This window comes from Paraburkholderia sp. UYCP14C, assembly GCF_004197395.1.
In the GTDB taxonomy this organism is placed as follows: domain Bacteria; phylum Pseudomonadota; class Gammaproteobacteria; order Burkholderiales; family Burkholderiaceae; genus Paraburkholderia.
Genome location: NZ_SELS01000319.1, coordinates 1 through 632 on the forward strand (window position 1 = coordinate 1; position 632 = coordinate 632).

The 632-nt window shown below is 62.7% G+C and carries 2 pseudogenes; both read right to left on the reverse strand.

Annotation, left to right across the window (positions count from 1 at the left end):
- Positions 1-415 (reverse strand): annotated as a pseudogene (locus EVC45_RS45035) (electron transfer flavoprotein subunit alpha/FixB family protein); the annotation flags it as partial.
- A gap of 13 nt (positions 416-428) precedes the next feature.
- Positions 429-632, reverse strand: a pseudogene (locus EVC45_RS45040) (electron transfer flavoprotein subunit beta/FixA family protein); the annotation flags it as partial.

A 632-nucleotide genomic window follows, 5' to 3' on the forward strand; every position in this document is an offset into this window, starting at 1 on the left:
TCGCGATCGCGTTGCCTGCGTAGATCGGGCGTTCGAACGTGTCGGCGCTATCCACTGCCGTGATGTCGCTGATCTGCGCGACGTCGAGCTTCGCGGCGATACGCGGCGCGACGTTCTTGCCGTAGGCGGTGGCCGGCGTGAGGATGTGCGTGTAGTTCTTCGCCGCATCTTGCACAAGCTTCAGCACCGTCGCTTCGACGTTCTCTGCGAGGCCTTCGGCGAGTTGCGGCGCGTCAGCCAGCAGCACCTTGCTGACGCCTGCGATCTTCGCCGCGGCATCGGCCGCGGCCTGCGCGTTGTGACCCGCGACCAGCACGTGAATATCACCGCCGATCTTCTGTGCCGCTGCGACCGTGTTCAGCGTCGCGGCCTTGATCGACGCGTTGTCGTGTTCTGCAATTACCAGGTTCGTCATTTCTTGGGTCTCCTCACAGCACCTTCGCTTCGGTCTTCAGCTTCTCGACCAGCGTCTTCACGTCCGGCACCATCACACCGGCAGAGCGCTTGGGCGGCTCGGCGACTTTCAGCGTCTTCAGACGCGGCGTGACATCGACGCCGAGATCTTCGGGCTTGATCGTTTCCAACGGCTTTTTCTTCGCCTTCATGATGTTCGGCAGCGTCACGTAGCGCGG